This window comes from Chromobacterium sp. W521 (genome assembly GCF_052805975.1).
On sequence record NZ_JBRBAF010000012.1, the window covers coordinates 109603 to 125319 of the forward strand.

Consider the following 15717-nt stretch of genomic DNA (forward strand, 5'->3'; position numbering starts at 1 on the left):
CAAACTGTGGTGGCGAATCAGGGACTCGAACCCCGGACCTGCGGATTATGATTCCGTCGCTCTAACCGACTGAGCTAATTCGCCACGTTTTTCGATGCACGAGTGCACCGAGACGCGAAATATACGCAGCCGAAAGCCGGCTGTCAACAAGATTCTCGCGGCGGCCGTCTCACAGTGTGTAGCAGCGATCGCCGCGCAGAAACCCGCTCCAGTCTATGCTCACGCCCTTGCCGAAGCCTATGGCTTTGAACAGCTCGCCCATTTCCGACGGAGATAGTAGTTTTTGGACCGCTGCGGCATGCGGCAGATAACCGGCGGCGTCTGCCGGGTCCAGTTGCTCCAGTAATTGAGTGATGCCGGCGTTGATCAGGAACTGGGCTTGGGTGGTGTAGCCGATCAGGTCCAGGCCGGCGTCTATGCCGGCTTGGGCCGCCGCGCTGAAATCAACGTGGCAGGTCAGGTCCATCAGGCCGGGAAGGAAGAAGGGATCGTCCACGGTATGGTGGCGGTAATGGCCTATCAGTGTGCCCATATGGCGCTGCGGGTGATAGTACTCGGCGGCGGGGAAACCGTAATCCAGCAGCAGCACGGCGCCGCGCGCCAGCTTCTGCGCCAGGGTGTGGATGAAACCGATATTGGCCGGGCTGATTTCCGACAGATAGTCGTTGTGACGCGGCTCGATGGCCTGGGCCAGTTGCAGTAGTTGCGGGTCCTCGATGGCGCGGTCCGCCCAGATGAAGCGTTCGCCGTCCAGCGCCACGCCGCGCTGTTGTGGTTCGGGGGTCCAGTGGATCAGCTCGCAGGGCATGGCGTCCAGCACTTCGTTGCCGATGATCACGCCGTCCAACTGCTCCGGCAACTGGTCCAGCCACTGCACGCGCTCGGCCAGATGGGGCAGAGCTTGGCGGATATTATGTTGCTGGCGCTCGATCAGGTCCGGGGACAGGTCGACGATGCAATAGCGTTCCGGCAGCGCGTCCAGCGCTTGCAGTTCGCTGAGGATGTCGATGGCGAGTTTGCCGGTGCCGGCGCCGAATTCGTAGAGAATGTTGGCGGTTTGCGGCAGCAGCTCCGCTAGCTGGCGCGCCAGCGCGCGGCCGAACAAGGCGCTCATTTCCGGCGCGGTGGTGAAGTCGCCGGCCGCGCCCAGTTTGCGGCTGCCGGCGGCGTAGTAGCCAAGGCCGGGCGCGTACAGCGCCAGTTCCATGTAGCGGGAGAACGGCATCCAGCCGCCGCGCTGGCGGATTTCCGCCTGGATGGCGTGGACGAGGCGTTGGCTGATGGCCAGCGCGTCGGCGCTGGCTGCGGGTAAGGTGGTCATGGCGGGCATCCTGCTACAATGTGCCGCGATTGTGGTGGAAACTGGCGGACAGGAGAAGAGGGTGACGCTATTTTACCGTTGGATGGCCGGCTGTGCCGGCGGCCTGATGCTGGGACCGGCGCTGGCGGCGCCGCAGTGGACGGTGAGCAAGCCGTATCCGGACAAGCCCTTGCAGGTGGCCAGCCTGGACGGCGAGGCGACGGTGGGGCGCAGTCGTTTTCCAGTGATGCTGGAGCTGGCCTGCCGAGCCGACAGCCCGCCGCTGCGGATGTCGCTGCATGTGTCCGACCAACTGGGCGGTTGGGACGTGCGCCCGTTCGAGGGGCCGGGCGGCCTGGGCGAGCGCCGCAAGCTCAAGCTGGGCATGGCGGGTTTGCGCCGCGGCACGGACAGCCATTTCGCGGGCTGGTACGAGGCGGACGGGCGCTTTGTCTTCGAGTGGCCGTCGCAGGGTGAATTCTTCGCCTGGCAGTCCGCCACGCACAAGGAGTTGTTGGTGACGATAGACGGAGCTAGCCGCAAGCACGGCAAGTTGGAGGCGCGCTTCACGCTGCCGCCCTCCAGCCAGGCGGCTTTGGCGGTGGCCCTGCCTTGCATGGGCAAGAAGTAGGCGTTGCGGCCGGCGTCATCGCGGCGCAACGCGTGTATGGGAGCCTGCGGCGGCAGGCGGAGATTCAGAGGAGCGGGAATGGCGGACCAGGGGACGACAGGGGAACAGAGAGTGGCGCTGATCAGCGGCGCGGCGCGGCGCGTGGGCGCGGGCATCGCCCGCCATTTGCATGCGCGCGGCCTGCGGGTGGTGCTGCACTATCGCGGTTCGCTCGGCGAGGCGGAGGCCTTGGCGGCGGAGTTGAACGCGGCGCGGCCGGACTCCGCGCGGCTGTTGCAGGGGGATTTGCTGGACACGGCGGCCTTGCCGGCGCTGGCGGCGCGGGCGGTGGCGGCGTTTGGGCGGCTGGACGGTCTGGTCAACAATGCATCCAGTTTCTTCCCCACTGAGGTGGGTCGGATCGACGAGGCGGCCTGGCATGATCTGATGGGCAGCAATTTGAAGGCGCCATTATTCCTGTCCCAGGCGCTGGCTCCCGAGCTGGCCAAGCGTCGCGGGGCCATCGTTGGCATCGCCGATATCCATGTGGAGCGGCCAATGGCTCGGCATGTGGTCTACAACCTGGCCAAGGCTGGTCATGCCCAGCTGATTCGCAGCCTGGCGATAGAGCTGGCGCCGTCGGTGCGGGTCAACGGCGTCTCGCCCGGGGTGAATCTGTGGCCGGAGGATGACGCGTCTTTCGATGCGGCGGAGCGCGCGGCGATAGAGGCCAGTATTCCCTTGCGCCGCACCGGGGTGCCGGAAGACATCGCTCAGGCGGTGGCCTTCTTGTTGTTGGACGCCGGCTACGTCACTGGCCAGATTCTGGCGGTGGACGGCGGCCGCAGCGTGGTGTTGTAGGCGCGGGAGGGATCGGCCGCGCCCGCGCCATATTCGTCGTCATGGATTTCGCCGCGGAAAAACAGTAAAATCGCCTGTTTTTCAATTTCTTAGCCGTACTCCATGTCCGAAGCAAGCAGCGTCCTCGACGACAAGGCCAAAAAGGCCGTGTTTGAAGGCAATAAACTGGCCAAGCGCCTGCGCCACCATGTGGGTGACGCCATCAATGACTTCAATATGATAGAAGAGGGCGACCGCGTGATGGTCTGCCTGTCCGGGGGCAAGGACAGCTATACCTTGCTGGACATTCTGCGCGGCTTGCAGAAGTCCGCGCCTATCGATTTCTCCATCGTGGCGGTCAATCTGGACCAGAAACAGCCGGGCTTCCCCGAGCATGTGCTGCCGGAATATCTGGACTCCATCGGTGTGGAGTACCGCATCGTCGAAGAAGACACTTATTCCATCGTCAAGCGGCTGGTGCCCGAAGGCAAGACCACTTGCAGCCTGTGTTCGCGGCTGCGCCGCGGCATTCTCTACCGCGTGGCCGACGAATTGGGCGCGACCAAGATCGCGCTGGGTCATCACCGCGACGACATCCTGCACACTCTGTTCCTGAATATGTTCTACGGCGGCAAGCTAAAATCCATGCCGCCCAAACTGGTGTCCGACGATGGCCGCCACATGGTGATCCGCCCGCTGGCTTATTGCCGCGAGAAGGATATTGAACGCTACGCCGCGTTGCGCGAATTCCCCATCATTCCATGCAATCTGTGCGGCTCGCAGCCCAATCTGCAGCGCCAAGTGGTCAAGGAAATGGTCAACGACTGGGACCGTCGCTTCCCCGGCCGGCTGGAGAGCATGTTCCGCTCGCTGCAAAATGTGGTGCCGTCCCACCTGGCCGACACTGCTTTGTTCGACTTTGCCGGCCTGAAGACCGGCGACGCGCCGTTCGAAGGCGGCGACACTGCTTTCGACAAGGAAGAATTCCGCGATCCGCCGCCGCCTAGGGACGACGAGGCCGAAGCAGCGCCGAAGAAGCGCACCATCAGTATTCTGGATTCGCGTAATCCAGCGGGCGAGGGCTCCGGCTGTGGCGCGTAGGGCCTTGCATCCGTTCCGCCGCCGCGTGCGCGCCGCTGTGGATGAAATGCCGGAGGTGGAGATATCGGAGGCCGGCAATATCCGCTCGCTGCATCTGGGTTCGGAAACCATACAGAGTTCTATGGATCTGGATGACCCCGCCGAACTGGTGTTGTCGTATAGCCGGGCGATGATGGGTTTCCTGTTGTGGAACGACGAACCTCAGCACATTTTGCAGATTGGGCTGGGCGGTGGTTCGCTGGCGCGCTTCATCGATGAATATCTGCCGGACACGGTCAGCGTGGCGGTGGATATCAACCCTCAGGTGATCGCGGTGGCGCGGGCTTTTTTCCAGCTGCCGGAGGAAGGCGACTTTTTCGAGATCATCGAGGCCGACGGCGCGGACTACGTGAAAATTTTCCGAGGTTCCACCGATGCCATCCTGGTGGATGGTTTCGATGGCTTGCAGATTGTTGACGAGTTGACCACCGAGGACTTCTTTGAGGACTGCAAGCGCGCCTTGAGTCCCAAGGGAGTGTTCGTCACCAATTGGTGGAGCGGCGACAAGCGCTATCAAAGCTTCGTTGAACGTTTGCTCAATGTGTTCGAGGGCCGGGTGCTGGAGCTGCCTTCCGCCAGTCATGGCAATGTGGCGGTCATGGCTTTCCGTCAGAGCCCGACGCTGACTCAATGGGAGGCCTTGAAGGAGCGGGCCGACCGGATGGAGTGCCGTTTCGGTTTGGAGTTCGGAGAGTTCGTCAATCGCTTGAAGTTGACTAATCAGCACACAGCGGGCCATCTGCTGATTTGAACGATGTCGCCCGGCGTACATTTGCTTACTCAATGGCTGTGGGTAAGCGGCGTATAATGCCGGCATACATGCCGTCAGCGGGCGGTTAACTGCGGCCAAGGGTGTTTGCGGGACGGTTTGCACCCTCGCCTCAGCTGCGAAGAGAATCCGCTTGAGCGGTTTCTGAGGCAGATCAGTACGGACAGAAACGGAAGGCGGCAAGCTGGCTTGCCGTTGAATGAACTTTATGGCGGTGGATCGGACAGTTTAGGGCAGGCGCGGCGCGGGCGGTTTCGCTTCCGCGCCGCTTGCCGTGAATGTCGTCGGATCCGCCGCTATCGTATTTACATACTGTTGGGACTTACACCGTGATCAAGCAGCAACTGCTCAATCGGATTGCAGATAAATCCGCCGTCATCGGCATTGTGGGCCTGGGCTATGTGGGCCTGCCGCTGATGCTGCGCTTCGCCGAAGTCGGCTACAAAGTGCTGGGCTTCGATATCGACCAGGGCAAGGTGGACGCCCTGATGGCAGGCCAAAGCTATATCGAACACATCGGCGCGGACAGCATCGCCACCGCGCTGAGCCGCGGCTTCGAAGCCACCACCGACTTCTCCCGCGCGGGCGAAGCCGACACGCTGATTTTGTGCGTGCCGACGCCGTTGAACAAATACCGCGAGCCGGATCTGTCCTTCGTGCTGAACACCATAGACAGCCTGGTGCCCTATCTGCGCGAAGGCCACCTGGTGTCGCTGGAGTCCACCACTTATCCGGGCACCACCGACGAAGAACTGTTGCCGCGCATGGAATCGCGCGGGTTGAAGGTGGGCGAAAACGCCTTTCTGGTGTTCTCGCCGGAGCGCGAAGATCCGGGCAATCCGGACTTCACCACCCGCACTATTCCCAAGGTCTGCGGCGGCGTGACCCCCGCCTGCCAGGAAATCGGCGTGGCGCTGTACAGCGCGGTGATCGACAAGGTGGTGCCGGTGTCCTCCACCCGCGCCGCGGAAATGACCAAGCTGCTGGAAAATATCCACCGCGCGGTGAACATCGGTCTGGTCAACGAAATGAAGATCGTGGCCGACAAGATGGGCATCGACATCCACGAAGTAATCCGCGCCGCGGCCACCAAGCCTTTCGGCTTCGTGCCCTACTATCCGGGTCCGGGCCTGGGCGGCCATTGCATCCCGATCGACCCGTTCTATCTGACCTGGAAAGCGCGCGAATATGGCGTGAATACCCGTTTCATCGAGCTGGCCGGCGAAGTGAACAGCAATATGCCCGACTACGTGGTGTCCAAAGTGGCGGCAGCGCTGAACCTGCGCAAGAAGTCCATCAACGGCAGCCGCGTGCTGGTGCTGGGCATCGCCTATAAGAAGAACGTCGACGATATGCGCGAAAGCCCGTCGGTGTTCCTGATGGAGAAACTGCGCGATCTGGGCGCGGAAGTGGCTTACAGCGATCCGCACGTGCCGGTCTTCCCCAAGATGCGCGAGCATCATTTCGAACTGTCCAGCGTGGCGCTGAGCGATGCGGCCATCGCCAGCTACGATTGCGTGCTGCTGGCCACCGACCACGACAAGTTCGACTACGCGCAGATCAAGGCGCATGCGCAACTGGTGGTGGACAGCCGCGGCAAGTATCTGGAGCCGGCTGACAATATCGTCAAGGCCTGATCCATGTGGCGGCGCTATCCGCGTTTGGGGGCGGTCCTGGCCTGGCTGGGCCTGTGCGCGCTGTTAGCAGGCGTCGTCGCGCTGCCGTTGCTGCGCTATTCCAAGAACTGGTTGCCCGTGGAGGCGCCGCTTGCCAAGGCTGACTGGATCGTGGTGCTGGGCGGCGAGAGCGGCCAGCGCGTGATCGGCGCCGCCGAACTGTATCATCGCGGCGTGGCGCCGCGGGTCTTCGTCAGTGGCGAAGGCGATTGCAAGCTGATCGTCAATCGGCTAGTGATGGCCGGCGTGCCGGCACCGCGCATCGCTTATGAGTGCGTGTCGCGTAACACCTTCCAGAATGCCGAGCAGACTAGGGTTTCGCTGCAGGCGTTCCAGCCGAAGCGGGCGCTGTTGGTGACCTCTTGGTACCATTCCGCGCGCGCTTTGACCACTTTCCGCCAGGTGTGGCCGGAAGTGAACTGGGGCATGCATTTTGTCTACCCCGGCAATGATCTGTACCATACGCTGGCAGTCAACGAAGCCGGCGCGGTGCTGTCCGAATATGTGAAGACACTGGTGTATTCAGTGCGTTACTGGACTTTCAAATGATAGTTACCCCTCCGATTACCGATCGCAAGATCCGCTTTGCGCTGGTGGGCTGCGGCCGCATTGCCCAGAACCACTTCGGCGCTCTGGAAAAGCACGCCGACCGCGCCGAACTGGTGGATGTCTGCGATATCGACCCGGCCGCTTTGAAGGCGGCGGTGGAGCGCACCGGCGCGCGCGGCCACGCCAGCCTGGCCGACATGCTGGGCAAGACCGACGCGGACATCGTGATCCTGACCACGCCCTCCGGCTTGCATCCGAGCCAGAGCATCGCCTGCTCTGAGGCCGGTTTCCACGTGATGACGGAAAAGCCGATGGCGACCCGATGGGAAGATGGCCTGGAAATGGTCAAGGCCGCCGACCGCGCCAACAAGCATCTGTTCGTAGTCAAGCAAAACCGCCGCAACGCCACCTTGCAGCTATTGAAGCGTGCGATGCAGGAGAAGCGCTTTGGCCGTATCTACATGGTCAACGTCAATGTGTTCTGGACCCGTCCGCAGGAGTACTACGACGCGGCCGGCTGGCGCGGCACCTGGGAGTTCGACGGCGGCGCCTTCATGAACCAGGCCAGTCATTACGTGGATCTGCTGGATTGGCTGATCGGCCCGGTGGAAAGCGTGCAGGCTTACACCGCGACGCTGGCGCGCAATATCGAGGTGGAAGACACCGGGACCGTCAGCGTCAAATGGCGCAGCGGCGCGCTGGGCAGCATGAACGTGACCATGCTGACCTACCCGAAGAACCTGGAAGGCAGCATCACCATTCTGGGCGAGAAGGGCTCGGTGCGCGTCGGCGGCATGGCGGTCAATGAAATCCAGCATTGGGAGTTTGCCGAGCCGCATGAGATGGACGAAGACATCAAGCAGGCAAGCTACGCCACCACCAGCGTTTACGGTTTCGGCCACCCCTTGTACTACGACAATGTGATCAAGACCATGCGCGGCGAAGCCGAGCCGGAGACGGACGGCCGCGAAGGGTTGAAGTCGCTTGAGCTGCTTATCGCGATGTACCTGTCCGCGCGCGACGGCCGCCGTGTCAGCCTGCCTTTGGATTATTGATGGCGGTTTTCGGCCGGCCCTTGCCTGGGCGGCCTTGTTACATTGAAATTGGTTAGCGATGGCGGAAGAAAAGAAAGATCCCTGGCTTAATTACCTGGCATTGTGCACCGTGATTCTGGCGGTGTGCGCTACGCTGTCTACCTTCAAAGGCGGCGGCTATTCCACCCGCAGCGTGATCGCGCAGGCTCAGGCTTCCGATCAATGGGCCTATTATCAGGCCAAGGGAATCAAGGGCAATCAATACGAGATTGAGCGTGATCGCCTGCAACTGGAACTGGACACGCTGCCTGCCGCCGACGCCGCCAAGCGAGAGCGCTATCAGGCCGCGGTGGCAGAGGCCGACAAGCGAGCCCGGCGCTACGCGGCAGAGCGCAAGCAGATCGAGCAGAGCGCCCGCCGGCTGGAAGAGGAGCGCGACCAGGCGCAGCGCCAGGGCAAACCGTTTGGCATGGCGGTGATCTTCTTGCAGGTGGCTATTCTGGTTTCATCAATAGCGGGCTTGTTCAAGCGCAAGCAGATCTGGTACGCCGGCTTGCCCATCGGCGCTCTCGGCCTCGTGTATTTCGCCGATGGCTTTTTTCTGTTTTTCTGAACAAGGTTCCCGACATGGAATACACCGTACACCCCAGCGCCATTGTTGACGACGGCGCCCAAATCGGCGCGGGCACCCGCGTCTGGCACTGGGTCCATATTTGCGGCGGCGCTCAGATCGGCGCGGGCTGTTCCTTCGGCCAGAACGTGTTCGTGGGCAACGACGTGCTGATCGGCGACAACGTCAAGGTGCAGAACAATGTGTCCATCTATGATGCGGTGACGCTGGAGGACGATGTGTTTTGCGGCCCGTCCATGGTGTTCACCAATGTCAACAATCCGCGCAGCCATGTCGCGCGCAAGAATGAGTACCGCCGCACCCTGGTGAAACGAGGCGCGTCCATCGGCGCCAACGCCACTGTAGTGTGCGGCCACACCATAGGCGAGTACGCCTTCGTCGGCGCCGGGGCGGTGGTGACCCGCGACGTGCCGGCTTACGCGCTGATGGTGGGCACGCCGGCCAAACGCATCGGCTGGATGTGTTCCTGCGGCGAGAGGCTGGCCAACGACATCGGCACCCATAGCTGCCCGGCCTGCGGCAAGCATTACGAGGTGGGCGGCAATCACTGCTCGCCGCTCAAGAACGACTGATAAGCATTCCTGATGAGGCCTTGCGCCGGCTTGTCGTACAGGGGTACTGACTGCGCCGGCGCGCCTTGCCTCAGGGCGCTGCTCAGTTGTTCTGCGTGTCGCTATTGATGCGATATCTTTCAAAAAATTGATTTGGGGTTGATCCCGTTATGTCCATCCAGTTCATTGATCTGAAAGCGCAGTACCAGCACCTGAAAGCCGACATCGACGCCCGCATCCACGCGGTGCTGGACCACGGCCAGTACATCATGGGGCCGGAAGTGAAGGAGGTGGAGCAGAGGCTGGCTGAGTACACCGGCGCCAAGCACGCCATCGGCGTTTGCGACGGCACCAAGGCGCTGCTGATCGCGATGATGGCTTTGGACATTGGTCCCGGCGACGAAGTGATCACCACCCCGTTCACCTTCATCGCCACCGGCGAGATGATCGCGTTGCTGGGCGCCAAGCCGGTGTTCGTCGACATCGATCCTGTCAGCTACAACATGGATCCGGCGCGCTTGGAAGCGGCGATCACGCCCCGCACCCGCGCCATCATGCCGGTGAGCCTGTATGGCCAGTGCGCTGATTTCGACGCCATCAACGCCATCGCCGCCAAACACGGCATCGCGGTGATCGAGGACGGCGCGCAGAGCTTTGGCGCGGGCCAGCGCGGCAAGAAGTCCGGCAACCTGTCCACCATAGGCTGCACCAGCTTCTTCCCCAGCAAGCCCTTGGGCTGCTACGGCGACGGCGGAGCCTGCTTCACCAGCGACGACGCTCTGGCCAAGAAAATGCGCGAGATCCGCGTGCACGGCCAGGACCGCCGCTATCACCATCCCATCATCGGCCTGAACGGCCGCTTGGACACCATACAGGCGGCGGTGCTGCTGGCCAAGCTGCCCAGCTTCGCGGACGAAGTGGCGGCGCGCGAACGTATTGGCGCGCGCTACAGCGCGCTGCTGCGCGACGTGGCGCGGGTGCCGGTGATCGCCGAAGGCAACAGCCATGTTTACGCGCAGTACACCATTGAGGTGGATGATCGCGAAGCGGTGCAGGCCAAGTTGAAGGAGCTGGGCGTGCCCACCGCCGTGCATTACCCGATTCCGCTGCATCTGCAGCCGGCTTTCGCTCACCTGAACCTGCCGGAAGGCAGCTTCCCGCTGTCGGAGGCCGCCGGCCGCCGGGTGATGAGTCTGCCGATGCATCCCTTCCTAGACGAGGCGACGCAAGACGCCATCGTCGCCGCAGTCAAACAGGCGCTGGCCTGAGCGCATGAGCTTGTTGCTGTCCCGCCTGCCCAAGAGCGGCTTCATCCGTCACATCATCACCCTGGTCACCGGGGCGGCGGTGGCGCAGGTGATTCCGTTGCTGGTGTCGCCGCTGATCACCCGTTTGTATAACCCGCACGAGGTGGGGGTGCAGGCGGTCTACGTCTCATGGCTGTCCACGCTGGCGGTGCTGGCCACCGCGCGTTACGAGATGGCCATCGTGCTGCCGGCGGAGGAGAGGCGGGCCAGCAATCTGATGGGCTTGTCCATCGCCTGCGCATTGGCTCTGTCTTTGCTGGTGGGCGTGGTGGTGGCCTTTGACGGCAACGTCCATATCGCCTGCCATCTGGGCGCGCCGGAACTGGAACCCTGGTTGCTGCTGTTGCCGTTGTCCGTGGCGCTGGCGGGCTTGATGCAAGCTTGGACCAACTGGAACAACCGTCATCGACGCTACCAGGCCAACGCGAATGGCCGCATGTTGCAGTCCTTGAGCATGGCGGCCACTCAAGTGGGGCTGGGCTGGATAGGAGCCGGCGCCGCCGGCCTGATTCTGGGCCAATTGGCCGGCCAGCTAGGCTCCCTGCTGGCGCAAACCTGGCAAGATATCAAAGCTCGTTTCGCTTGGCGTCATGAGCTCAGCCGCGTCGACATGCGCGAGGTGGCGCGCGCTTATATCGAGTTTCCCAAGATCAACGCGCCGCACGCCTTGAGCACCGCCTTGCTGGATTCAGCGACCTTGGTGGCGCTGACCATGCTGGCGGGCACCGCCTCCGTGGGCTTCTACGGCCTGATGATGCGTGTGTTGAAGCTGCCGGCGGCGCTGATCGGCCAGGCGGTGGCGCAAGTGGCCTATCGCGAGCTGGCCGACGCCCGCAATCAGCGCCAGCCGCTGCGGCCCATTTTGCGCAAGATGATGCTGACGCTGGGCGGCATGGCCTTGCTGCCCTTTCTGGTGATACAACTGGCCGGGGAACCCTTGTTCTCGCTGGTGTTCGGACAGAACTGGGCTACCGCCGGACGTTATGCGGAGGCGATGTCGCTCTATATCCTGTTCCACTTCGTCGCCTCGCCGTTGGGCATGGTGCCGCCGGTGATCAATCGCCAGCGCCAGGCTTTTCTGTGGTCCTTGCTGCAGGCTGTGTTGTTTCTGGGCACGATGTGGGCCGGTTTCATGCTGTGGAACGACGCGGTGGCCACCTTCCAACTGGTGTCGGTGGTGATGGCCGTGTACTTCCTGGCTTATTTTTCATGGCTTTACAAGGCAGCCCGATGAATTGGCACGCTCTATTCCGCCGCATCCGTTTCCGCCTGTCGGCATGGGTGCAGCCCAGAATGGTGTATGGATTCACCCGCGGCGACGGGGTGTTCCTCAAACGCACCCGGGTGTCCAACATGACCCGCATCGAACATGTCGGTAAGCTGATGGTGGACGACAACGTCTACATCGGCCATTTCAATCTGATCGACGCCTCCGGCGGCCTGTATATCGGCGAAGGTTGTCAGATCACCAACTATGTTTCGCTGTTGACCCACTCCAGCCATGTGGCCATTCGCCTGTATGGCGACCGCTACCTGGAGAGCAGCAATCACGTCGGCTATCTGAAAAAGCCCACCAAGCTGGGCCCGTACAGTTTCATCGGCCCGCACTCCGTGCTGATGCCGGGCGTGGAGCTGGGCAAGGGCAGCATGGTGTCGGCTTACAGTTATGTGCCGGCCGGCGTTTATCCCGATTTCGCCATCCTGGCCGGCAACCCGGCGCGGGTAGTGGGCGATACCCGCGAGATGGACGCCAAATGGCTGGACGAGCATCCGGAATTGCTGCCCTTGTACGAGGCCTGGGCGCATGACTGAGCCTGTGAGAAGCAAGATCGCCAGCGTTGCGGTGGTGGGGTCCGCCTCGGTGCATACCTGGCGTTTTTTGCGCGGCATCGCGCCGCATGTGGATCAATTATTCCTGGCTTGCAACGGCGAGATTCCGGCGGACGTGGCCGCCTTGCTGGCCGGCAGCCTGAAAGTGGATTTCCGCCTGGCGGCGCTGGGCACGGCGGGGCGTTTGCGCGCTTGGCTGCGCGAGACGCGGCCGCGGCTGCTGCATATCCACCAGGCCAATAGCGTGGCTTGGCACGGCAGCCGCGCGGCCGCCAGCCTGGGCTTGCCCATGGTGTTGACCGCCTGGGGTTCCGATGTGCTGTTGCTGCCGGATAGCAACCCGCTGATGCGGGCGATGGTGCGCGCCAATCTGGCCGCCGCCGACGCGATGACCTCGGATTCGCTGCACATGGCGGCGAAGATCCGCGAGCTGGCCGGCGAGGACTGCCGCATCCGCCTGCTCAATTACGGCATGGACGCCATGCCGGCGCCGGCGGCCAGCGCGGGCAAGAGCAAGACGGTGCTGTCCTGCCGGCTGCACAAGCCCTTGTACCGCATCGACGCCATTCTGCGCGCCTGGGAGAGGGTGGAACGCGGCGATCGCTTTGGCGATTGGCGCTTGACCGTGGCCGCCAGCGGCAGCGAAACCGAAGCGCTGCGGCGCCTGGCTGCCGAGCTGGGGCTGCAACGTGTCGACTTCGCGGGCTTCGTCGACAGCGCGACGCTGGGGCGGATGTACGCGGAGTCCAGAGTCTTCGTCAGCGTGCCGCGCTCGGACGCCACCAGCATCAGCCTGCTGGAAGCGATGGGCCACGGCTGCTTGCCCTTGCTGTCCAATCTGCCGGCCAACGGCGAATGGGTGATAGACGGCCTCAACGGCGTGATCGCCGAGGACGTGGGGCGTTTGGACGAGGCCTTGCTGCGCGCGATGGAATGGGCCGGCGAGGACGCGAAGCTGGACGAGGCCGCCGGGCTCAACCGCCGGCTGGTGGCAGACAAGGGGCTGCATCAGCCGAATATGGCCGGCTTTGCCCGGCTGTACCGGGAACTGCTGGGTTCCGACAACTAGGATTTTGCCGCGGGCCCGAGATCGTTGCGGGCCGGACGGCCGCAAAACAGAGCTTAATATGAAAATTGCCCATCTCACTTCCGCTCATCCCCGTCACGACATCCGCATCTTCGTCAAGGAGTGCGCGAGCCTGGCCGCGGCAGGGCATGAGGTGACGCTGATCGTGGCCGACGGCCAGGGCGAGGAGATCAACCGCGGCGTGCGCTTTCACGATGTGGGCCCCAAATCCGGTGGCCGGCTGGCGCGGATGACCGGCGCCGTCAAGCGCGTCTACCAGGCGGCGCTGAAGCTGCGCCCGGACGTGGTCCACTTTCACGACCCGGAGCTGATCCCCGCCGCGCTGCGCCTTAAGCAGGCCGGCATCAAGGTGGTCTACGACGTGCACGAGGACGTGCCGCGCCAGATCCTGGCCAAGCACTGGATACCCGGCGCGGCGCGGCCCCTGGTGTCCAGCGGCTTTGAAACGCTGGAGGACTGGGCGGCGCGCCGTTTCGATGCGGTGGTGACTTCGACGCCGCACATCCGCAAGCGCTTCGAGAAACTGGGCGCGCGCGCGCTGGACGTGTGCAACTTCCCCATCCTGGAAGAACTGGTGCGCGACACGCCGTGGGAACAGCGCCGCAACGAGTTGTGCTATATCGGCGGCATCTCGCGCATCCGCGGCATCGAACCCATCGTCGAGGCGCTGCCGGATACCGCGACGCGCTTGAACCTGGCCGGGCCGTGGAGCGAGAGCGACCTGAAGGCTCGGGTATCTGCCCGGCCCGGCTGGGCACGGGTCAATGACCTGGGCGTGTTGGACCGCAAGGGCGTGGCCGAGGTGCTGGCCAAGAGCAAGATCGGCCTGGTGACGCTGTTTCCGACGCCGAATTATGTCGATGCCTTGCCAATCAAGTTGTTCGAATACATGGCCGCCGGCATGCCGGTTATCGCGTCGGATTTTCCGGTGTGGCGCGAAATCGTGGACGACGCCGGCTGCGGCCTGCTGGTGGACCCGCAGGACCCGGCGGCCATCGCCGCTGCCGTCAACGAACTGATGGCTGACGAAGCGCGCATGCGCGCGCTGGGCGAAGCCGGCAAGCAGGCGGTATTGAACAAATACAGTTGGGCGGCGGAGGCCGACAAGTTGGTCAAGCTGTACGCGACCTTGTAAATCATGAAAATTCTCTACATCAACCACTATGCCGGCAGCCCCCGGCATGGCATGGAATTCCGCCCCTATTATCTGGCGCGGGAATGGGTGAAGGCCGGCCACGAAGTCAATATGCTGGCCGCCGATGTGTCCCATCTGCGTCAGACCCATCCGCAAGTGGACGGCAAATACTGCGACGAGGATATCGACGGCATCCGTTACACCTGGTGCCGCACGCGTCCTTACGAGGGCAACGGCGTGGGCCGCGTGCTCAATATCTTCAGCTTCCTGGCTCGGGTAATGGGCTTGTCCGGCCGCTATCGGAAACACTGGAAGCCGGACGTGGTGATCGCTTCGTCCACCTATCCGCTGGACACGGTGCCGGCGGCCTGGATCGCCGCCAAGACCGGCGCGCGCTTGGTGTACGAGGTGCATGATCTGTGGCCGCTGACGCCGGTGGAGGTGGGCGGCATGTCGCCCAAGCATCCCTTCATCCGCCTGCTGCAGTGGGCCGAGGATTTCGGCTATCGCAAGGCCGACACCGTGGTGTCCATGCTGCCCTGCGCCAAGGACTATATGGTGGCGCACGGCATGGACCCGGCCAAGTACGTGGTTATTCCCAACGGCGTCGATGTTGGGGAATGGCGGGGGGAGGCTGAGGCGCTGCCGGCCGAGCACCGAATGCGGCTGGCGGAACTGAAAGCGCAGGGTCGTTTCCTGATCGGCTATGCCGGCGGGCATGGCTTGGCTAATGCGTTGGATTACTTGCTGGAGGCTGCGGCCCGGCTCAAGGACGCGCCGCTGAGCTTCGTGCTGGTCGGCGACGGGCCGGACAAGCCGGCCTTGGCGGCGCGCGCCGCCGAACTGGGGCTGGACAATGTGATGTTGTTGCCGGCCATCGCCAAGCGCGCGGTGCCGGGCTTCCTCGCTGAAATGGACACCTTGTTCATAGGCTGGCGCAAACTGCCGATCTATCGCTTTGGCATCAACCCCAATAAACTGTTCGACTACCTGATGGCCGGCAAGCCGGTGATCCATTCGGTGGAGGCCGGCAACGATATGGTGAAGGACGCCGGCGCCGGCATCAGCGTGGGCGCCGAGGATCCGGCCGCGATCGCCGACGCGGCGCGGCGGATGGCGGAGCTGCCTTTGGCCGCACGCGAAGCGATGGGCGTGGCCGGCCGCGCTTATGTGCTGGAACACCATGATTACGCGGGACTGGCGCGGCGGTTTCTGGCGGCGGTGAAGCGGTAGCGTTGTCGAAGGGCGGAAGCCTGCT

Annotated in this window: 16 protein-coding genes and 1 tRNA gene; 15 read left to right on the top strand and 2 right to left on the bottom strand. The window is 63.2% G+C overall.

Annotated elements, in window-relative coordinates; translation table 11 throughout:
• Nucleotides 1-7 precede the first annotated feature (7 nt).
• Together ACUXV1_RS18910 and ACUXV1_RS18915 are read right to left on the bottom strand one after the other, a co-directional pair.
• Nucleotides 8-84: transfer RNA gene (locus ACUXV1_RS18910), tRNA-Met, on the bottom strand.
• Nucleotides 85-169: 85 nt separating this feature from the next.
• Nucleotides 170-1321 (bottom strand): class I SAM-dependent methyltransferase, encoded by a 1152-nt coding sequence (locus ACUXV1_RS18915; RefSeq protein WP_043636196.1) that lies wholly within the window; start codon nucleotides 1319-1321, stop codon nucleotides 170-172.
• 61 nt (nucleotides 1322-1382) lie between these two features.
• Between ACUXV1_RS18915 and ACUXV1_RS18920 the strand changes: the two genes are divergently transcribed.
• The 15 genes from ACUXV1_RS18920 (at nucleotide 1383) to ACUXV1_RS18990 (ending at nucleotide 15692) form a co-directional block, all read left to right on the top strand.
• Entirely contained in the window at nucleotides 1383-1931 is a 549-nt protein-coding gene (locus ACUXV1_RS18920) for a hypothetical protein (protein WP_337882062.1), read from the top strand.
• A 78-nt stretch (nucleotides 1932-2009) separates the two neighbouring features.
• Nucleotides 2010-2771: a pteridine reductase gene (locus ACUXV1_RS18925; protein ID WP_114154907.1), complete on the top strand. Its 762-nt coding sequence runs from the start codon at nucleotides 2010-2012 to the stop codon at nucleotides 2769-2771.
• 102 nt (nucleotides 2772-2873) lie between these two features.
• Nucleotides 2874-3851 carry a tRNA 2-thiocytidine(32) synthetase TtcA gene (ttcA, locus tag ACUXV1_RS18930; protein WP_019102701.1) on the top strand — a complete coding sequence of 326 codons (978 nt, stop codon included), beginning with the start codon at nucleotides 2874-2876 and terminating at the stop codon, nucleotides 3849-3851.
• Nucleotides 3841-4641: a polyamine aminopropyltransferase gene (locus ACUXV1_RS18935; protein ID WP_039755638.1), complete on the top strand. Its 801-nt coding sequence runs from the start codon at nucleotides 3841-3843 to the stop codon at nucleotides 4639-4641. The genes ttcA and ACUXV1_RS18935 overlap by 11 nt, the downstream gene beginning before the upstream one ends.
• 350 nt (nucleotides 4642-4991) lie before the next feature.
• Nucleotides 4992-6296 carry a nucleotide sugar dehydrogenase gene (locus tag ACUXV1_RS18940; RefSeq protein ID WP_194428015.1) on the top strand — a complete coding sequence of 435 codons (1305 nt, stop codon included), beginning with the start codon at nucleotides 4992-4994 and terminating at the stop codon, nucleotides 6294-6296.
• A 3-nt stretch (nucleotides 6297-6299) separates the two neighbouring features.
• A complete protein-coding gene (locus ACUXV1_RS18945) occupies nucleotides 6300-6884 on the top strand; it encodes a YdcF family protein (protein ID WP_337882064.1) in 585 nt (194 codons plus the stop codon).
• Nucleotides 6881-7939, top strand: coding sequence for a Gfo/Idh/MocA family protein (locus ACUXV1_RS18950; protein ID WP_043636186.1), 1059 nt, complete (start codon nucleotides 6881-6883; stop codon nucleotides 7937-7939). The genes ACUXV1_RS18945 and ACUXV1_RS18950 overlap by 4 nt, the downstream gene beginning before the upstream one ends.
• Nucleotides 7940-7997: 58 nt before the next feature.
• Nucleotides 7998-8531, top strand: a complete 534-nt coding sequence (locus tag ACUXV1_RS18955) for a DUF4337 domain-containing protein (protein WP_043636175.1) — start codon at nucleotides 7998-8000, stop codon at nucleotides 8529-8531.
• 14 nt (nucleotides 8532-8545) lie between these two features.
• Complete coding sequence (locus tag ACUXV1_RS18960; protein ID WP_043636172.1) at nucleotides 8546-9121, top strand: acyltransferase; 576 nt, start codon at nucleotides 8546-8548, stop codon at nucleotides 9119-9121.
• Nucleotides 9122-9270: 149 nt separating this feature from the next.
• Nucleotides 9271-10368: a DegT/DnrJ/EryC1/StrS family aminotransferase gene (locus ACUXV1_RS18965; RefSeq protein WP_445989947.1), complete on the top strand. Its 1098-nt coding sequence runs from the start codon at nucleotides 9271-9273 to the stop codon at nucleotides 10366-10368.
• A 4-nt stretch (nucleotides 10369-10372) separates the two neighbouring features.
• The gene (locus tag ACUXV1_RS18970) at nucleotides 10373-11641 is read left to right on the top strand and encodes a lipopolysaccharide biosynthesis protein (RefSeq protein ID WP_446016160.1); all 1269 of its coding nucleotides are present in this window, start codon (nucleotides 10373-10375) and stop codon (nucleotides 11639-11641) included.
• Nucleotides 11638-12219 carry an acyltransferase gene (locus ACUXV1_RS18975; protein WP_446016158.1) on the top strand — a complete coding sequence of 194 codons (582 nt, stop codon included), beginning with the start codon at nucleotides 11638-11640 and terminating at the stop codon, nucleotides 12217-12219. Before ACUXV1_RS18970 ends, ACUXV1_RS18975 begins: the two co-directional genes overlap by 4 nt.
• Nucleotides 12212-13306 carry a glycosyltransferase family 4 protein gene (locus tag ACUXV1_RS18980; protein ID WP_446016157.1) on the top strand — a complete coding sequence of 365 codons (1095 nt, stop codon included), beginning with the start codon at nucleotides 12212-12214 and terminating at the stop codon, nucleotides 13304-13306. The genes ACUXV1_RS18975 and ACUXV1_RS18980 overlap by 8 nt, the downstream gene beginning before the upstream one ends.
• 58 nt (nucleotides 13307-13364) lie before the next feature.
• Nucleotides 13365-14459: a glycosyltransferase family 4 protein gene (locus ACUXV1_RS18985; RefSeq protein WP_446016156.1), complete on the top strand. Its 1095-nt coding sequence runs from the start codon at nucleotides 13365-13367 to the stop codon at nucleotides 14457-14459.
• 3 nt (nucleotides 14460-14462) lie between these two features.
• On the top strand, nucleotides 14463-15692 hold the full coding sequence (locus ACUXV1_RS18990; protein WP_446016155.1) for a glycosyltransferase family 4 protein: 1230 nt from the start codon (nucleotides 14463-14465) through the stop codon (nucleotides 15690-15692).
• The last annotated feature ends 25 nt before the right edge of the window (nucleotides 15693-15717 follow it).